The organism is Kitasatospora sp. NPDC015121 (assembly GCF_055562955.1).
On the sequence record NZ_JBVHEH010000083.1, the window covers coordinates 1 to 5,446 of the forward strand.

At 62.9% G+C, this 5,446-nt stretch carries 5 protein-coding genes; 4 read left to right on the forward strand and 1 reads right to left on the reverse strand.

Annotated features, from left to right (window positions below):
• The first annotated feature begins 212 nt into the window (after positions 1-212).
• Together mce and ACZ3J7_RS40765 are read left to right on the forward strand one after the other, a co-directional pair.
• Entirely contained in the window at positions 213-686 is a 474-nt protein-coding gene (mce, locus tag ACZ3J7_RS40760; RefSeq protein WP_070385161.1) for a methylmalonyl-CoA epimerase, read from the forward strand.
• Between the two features lie 40 nt (positions 687-726).
• Complete coding sequence (locus ACZ3J7_RS40765) at positions 727-1,770, forward strand: coiled-coil domain-containing protein (protein WP_095973766.1); 1,044 nt, start codon at positions 727-729, stop codon at positions 1,768-1,770.
• A gap of 371 nt (positions 1,771-2,141) precedes the next feature.
• Here the strand turns inward: ACZ3J7_RS40765 and nucS are convergent, their stop codons facing one another.
• Positions 2,142-2,816, reverse strand: a complete 675-nt coding sequence (gene nucS / locus ACZ3J7_RS40770; protein WP_003945160.1) for an endonuclease NucS — start codon at positions 2,814-2,816, stop codon at positions 2,142-2,144.
• A 180-nt stretch (positions 2,817-2,996) separates the two neighbouring features.
• Between nucS and ACZ3J7_RS40775 the strand changes: the two genes are divergently transcribed.
• Both ACZ3J7_RS40775 and ACZ3J7_RS40780 read left to right on the forward strand, forming a co-directional pair.
• Positions 2,997-4,451, forward strand: a complete 1,455-nt coding sequence (locus tag ACZ3J7_RS40775) for an adenylate/guanylate cyclase domain-containing protein (RefSeq protein WP_465628457.1) — start codon at positions 2,997-2,999, stop codon at positions 4,449-4,451.
• A gap of 142 nt (positions 4,452-4,593) precedes the next feature.
• Positions 4,594-5,220, forward strand: a complete 627-nt coding sequence (locus ACZ3J7_RS40780) for a dihydrofolate reductase family protein (protein WP_298782241.1) — start codon at positions 4,594-4,596, stop codon at positions 5,218-5,220.
• The last annotated feature ends 226 nt before the right edge of the window (positions 5,221-5,446 follow it).

Sequence of the window (5,446 nt, forward strand, 5' to 3'; positions counted from 1 at the left end):
TTTGATGGCGATGCCGCCGAGGTCGGACCCGGAGAGGTCTTTCAACGATCCGAGGAGTCGACCCATCGGGGTACGAGCTCCCGCAACAATCACAGAACTGGTCACGATTTCCTCCGGCTGCAAAAGAGACATAGTCGTCGGTTCCGTGCGGCCTAAGAGCCAAGTCACATCCCGACGTGTACTCCTCAAACGGTAGCGCTACCGTGAAAGGTATGACACAGACCTCCCCCAGTTCTGCACTCGCACCTTTGTCGTCCGACCTCGTCGTCGCGATCGATCACGTCGGAATCGCGGTGCCCGATCTCGACGTGGCGATCGCGTGGTACACGCAGCACCTGGGCATGGTGTCGACCCACGAGGAAATCAACGAATCGCAGGGCGTGCGTGAGGCCATGCTCTCCGTCGTCGGCTCCCCCGCCGGATCCACTGCCGTTCAGCTGCTCGCGCCTCTGGACGAGAACTCGACCATCGCCAAGTTCATCGACCGAAGCGGCCCTGGACTGCAGCAGCTCGCCTACCGGGTCACCGACATCGACGCCATCTCCGCCGAGCTTCGCGAGCGCGGTGTTCGGTTGCTGTACGACGCTCCCCGACGCGGTACGGCCAACTCGCGCATCAACTTCATTCACCCGAAGGACGCCGGGGGCGTCCTGGTGGAACTGGTCGAACCCGACGCGAGCCACTAGCAGACCCGACTCCAGCTCGTATGCCAGGTAGATTGTCGCCATGGCATACGAGCAGGACCGCGGTTCGATCCAACTTCCGTTCCAGATCGCACGGAAGGGATACGACCGCGACGAGGTACGTAACTACTTCGAGCGATTCGACGCGGAGCTGCGAGTTACCGCAGCCGATCGTGATGCTGCCGCTGCGCAGGCCCGTGACCTTGCCAAGCAGCTCGACGATGCACGCGACGACATCGACGACCTCCGCAAGGACGTCGACCGCCTGTCGGTACCGCCCACCACTGCGGAGGGCATGAGCGATCGCATCAGCCGCATGCTGCGCCTTGCCTCCGACGAGGCCTCCGAGGTGCGCGCGAAGGCCGAGGCCGACGCAGCCGAGATGACCTCCATTGCCGAACAGGACGGCGCCCGCCTACGTGGGCACTACGAGTCGCTGATCGCCGAACTCGAGGACCGTCGCAACGCGATGGAAACCATGCACGAGCAGACCATGGCACAGGCCCGTACCGAAGCGGCCCGCATCGTCGAAGCCGCACAAGCCGAGCGGGATCGACTGGCTGCCGAGTCCGAGGCCAAGCGCACTCAGATCCGCGAAGACTTCGACATCTCTATGTCGGAGCGCCGCGCCAAGGTCGTCGCCGCCGTCAACGAACTGGAGTCGTCGAGCAAGGCAGAGGCCGAGCGTCGACTCGCCGATGCGTCGCACGAGGCTCAGCGGAGGCTGCAGGCCGCCACCGATCAGTCCGAGCGCAAGATCGCACACGCAAAAGAACTGACTGAAGAACTGCGTGTTCTCCGTGGCCGAATCCTGGCTCAGCTCTTGGGTATTCGCGGACAACTCGATTCGGTTCCGGCCATGCTCGCATCGGTCAATCGGGAGAGCGAACTCCTCGATTCACCGCCCGCTCCGGTCATCGTCGAAGCCGAGGAAGATCTCGAGATCGAAGACAAGAAAGCCGACGCAGATCCGGTCGACTCAGAACCACGTATCGACGAAGACGACGTACTCGAGGACTCGGACGAGACCAACACCGCCGAGATCGACACCCGCGCCGTCGAGCAGCGAGCCCAGTCCAGGAACTGATCGACGCTCAGGACCACCGTCTGGTCAGGCTGCGAGTTCCGCGGCCTGACCAGCATCCGGTGTGCCAGTGTCGACGTTCGTTCGCGCCACCCGGTTCCGAAGGCCACGTCACCACATGGGCGACGCCGGGCCTGATGTCGTGATCACAACCGGGACACCGGTAGAACTTCGTCGCATTGGAACCGGGTATCGGCCTCACCATGTACATTTCACCGCCCGGCCCGGGTTCCTCCCGGACCAGCGCCCCGCCGAACAACACACCACTGGGTGCCTGCGACTCCGCACTCGAATCCCGAGCACGCCGAGTATCCGTTCGACGGGTTTGCTTCGGCGAAGGTTTGCGGCGCGGCATGGTTCGAGTCTAAACAGCGTCAGAAAAGTCGGAACTCGGTGCTTTCGGTCCCGCGGAGTGCCTCGTAGTCAAGGACCAGACAACGGATCCCACGGTCGTTGGCCAAAGTCTTCGCCTGCGGCTTGATCTGTTGCGCTGCAAAAACTCCCGTGACCGGCGCGAGCAACGGATCGCGGTTGAGCAATTCCAGATAGCGCGTCAACTGCTCGACGCCGTCGATCTCGCCGCGGCGCTTGATCTCCACCGCCACCGATGCACCGTCCGCGTCGCGGACCAGAAGGTCGACCGGCCCGATGGCCGTCATGTACTCGCGGCGCACCAACGTGTAGCCGGGGCCGAGCGTCTCGACATGCTCCGCTAGAAGCTCTTGAAGGTGCGCTTCGACACCGTCCTTGATCAATCCCGGATCGAGACCGAGTTCATACGACGAATCGTGCTCGACCTCCTCGAGAGTGATCCGAAGCTCCTCGCCCGCCTTGTTGGTGACGACCCACAGGATGTCGTCGCTGTCTCCGGTGGTCTCGACCAACCAGCACGGCGGACTCATCCAGTTCAGCGGCTTGTACGCCCGATCGTCGGCATGAATGCTGACGGAGCCGTCGGCCTTGACCAACAGCAGTCGTCTTGCGGTAGGGAGGTGGGAGGTCAGGCGTCCCACATAATCGACACGGCAACGAGCAATAACTAGGCGCACCGGACCACCCTAAGCGATCAATACGACTACTCTCGACACACTATGCAGCGAAGCCGTGTCCCGAGTGCGCCCCTGGGGTCGTGGCTGCTCGGATCCACCGACGAAAGCCCCAGGCGTCGCCGAATCCGCGTCCAGGCACTACTGACCGCCCCTCTCCTGGTCACCAACCTGATCGGAGCGGTGCTGGCGATAGTGCTCGTCGGATTCGTGGTTCCCGGACCCGAGATCATCCACCCCGAATTCGCGTGGATCAACTTTATCGCCGTGCCCGTCTTCATCGGGTGTGTCTTTCTGATCGGACTTCTCTGGGGCACCAAACGCCTCATGCGGGATCTCCGGTGGGCCACCGAGGATCACCGGCCAACCGAGCAGAATCAACGCGCGGCGCTGCGCGGGCCGTGGCGACTGACCCGAGTGCAAGCTGTCCTGTGGACGGCCGCGCTCATCACCTTCACGACCATGTACGGAATCGTCGACCCCGACACCATTCCGAAAGTTCTGTTCACCGTGGCCTTCAGCGGTATCACCACCTGTGCTTTCTGCTACCTGCTCAGCGAGTTCGCACTCCGCCCTATTGCTGCGCGTGCACTCGAGTCCGGAGCACCCCGCAAGGCTGCCGTTCTCGGACTGACCGGCCGGACAATCCTCGTCTGGCTGCTCGGAAGCGGAGTCCCCGTCACTGGCTTGATGCTCGTAGCGGTCTTCAGCTTCATCCGACCTGCTTCGTGGCAAGCCCTCGCAATCGCCATCCTCGTCATCGGCGGGATCACCCTGTGTGTCGGACTCGGGCTGACGTACATCAACATTCGATCGGCCGCGGCCCCCATTCGGTCCGTACGACGAGGCATGGAACAAGTCACCCGTGGCGACCTCACCGCGTCCGTCGTCGTGTACGACGGGACCGAACTGGGACTGCTGCAGACCGGCTTCAACCGAATGGCCGAGGGCCTACGCGAGCGCGAGAGAATTCGCGACCTCTTCGGGCGCCACGTCGGACACGAGGTTGCCGCAAACGCGGTTCGCCGCAACCCCGAACTCGGCGGTGAAGAGCGCGACGTTGCCGTTCTTTTCGTCGACGTCATCGGTTCGACCACCATCGCGGCCACCAACTCCCCTACCGCGGTGGTCGCTCTACTCAACCGATTCTTCGACGTCATCGTCGACGAGGTCGATGCACACGGCGGATTCGTCAACAAGTTCGAGGGCGACGCAGCGCTGGCGATTTTCGGAGCGCCGACGACACTCGACGATCACGCCGGCAGCGCTCTTGCCGCCGCCCGCAAGATCCAGCAGCGCCTGCGTGCCGAAGTTCCGGAAGTGAGCGCGGGAATCGGCGTAGCTGCCGGTATTGCCGTAGCCGGCAACGTCGGTGCGCGAGAAAGATTCGAGTACACCGTCATCGGTGATCCCGTCAACGAGGCAGCACGACTGTCCGAGGTCGCAAAGACGGTTCCGGGTAACGTCGCCGCGTCCGGACGGGCGGTGGCCGCTGCGGACAGCGCCGAAGCTGCCCAGTGGTCGATCACCGAGAACATCACCCTTCGCGGCCGCCTCGAACAGACCGAGCTCGCGATTCCGTGCGACGCTTTGGAGTCCGAGACCGCCCCCTCAGAGTCCGTGCCTGTTCAGCCCTGATCTCACCTCCCACCCTGAGCGAACGGCACGTTCGGTCGATCCAAGGCGATGAACGCCACGTTCGCTCGATGACTTTCCCTCTTCCCGACGGTCTATATCGGCACAGCGGAAATCCGACGACGCCTGGGAGATGGGTACGACTATGAAACTGACGACGTTTACCATCGTCACTCTCGACGGAGTGATGCAAGGACTCGGTGGGCCGGACGAAGACCGCCGTGGTGGATTCGAGCGGGGCGGATGGTCCGCGCCATTGGTGGACACCGACGCGATGAATTACCTCGTCCAGGTCTACCAGCGAGCTGAGGCCTTCCTGTTCGGCCGACACACCTACGAGATATTCGCCGGATACTGGGGCACGTTCGAGAATCCGGATGTCAACCCCATTGCAAGCGCGTTGAATTCGCGGCCCAAGTATCTTGCGTCGACGACGCTCACCGATCCCCAATGGAAGAACACGACCGCCCTTACAGGTGACACCGCCACAGCGATCGGCGAACTGAAAGCCGTACCCGGCGGTGAGCTCCAGGTGCACGGTAGCGGCAACTTGTGCCGTTGGCTTCTCGCGAACGATCTCGTCGACGAGATGATCCTGCTCATCGTGCCGGTGGTCGTAGGCCAGGGCACTCGACTCTTCCCCGACTCCGGACCGGACATCGCACTCGAACTGGCCGAATCGCAGGCAACTCCGAAAGGCGTGATGATCCAGCGGTACCTGCCCACTGGCCGGCCGAAGTATGCAACAGCCACCGCCGACGGCATCGACTGATCCGGGCAAAGCGCCCGCCGACCTCAGTCGCTCGCCCTGCCCTGATCGTGCGAACGGTACGTTCGGTCGATCTGAGGCGATGGATGTACCGTTCGCTCGATGTCGGGGTGTGTTTTGGGGGTGTGTTTTGGGGGTGTGTTTTGGGTATGAGAAAGCCCCCCAACCATGACTGGTTGGGGGGCTTCTCTTACGTTGTGTTCGGCGGTGTCCTACTCTCCCACACCCT